We start from the raw sequence: 217 nt of genomic DNA on the forward strand, positions 1-217 counted from the left end.
CGCGAGGGGCGAGCCGTCCCAGCCGATCACCGTGACGCGGTCGGCCATCGTCGTCAGTCTCCCCAGAGTTCGTCGGAGGTCGTCAGGTTTGTTTTGTCGCAGGCAGCAGCCGCTGTGCGTCGGTCGTGCCGTGAGGGGGTCCGCCGGGGCGGTGCGTGTGAGGGTACCCGCAGGCCGCCGCGCCGTCCGCCGGGGGGCCGGGGGGCCGGGGCCGGAG

It is taken from the genome of Streptomyces niveus (assembly GCF_001723055.1).
Lineage (GTDB): Bacteria > Actinomycetota > Actinomycetes > Streptomycetales > Streptomycetaceae > Streptomyces > Streptomyces niveus.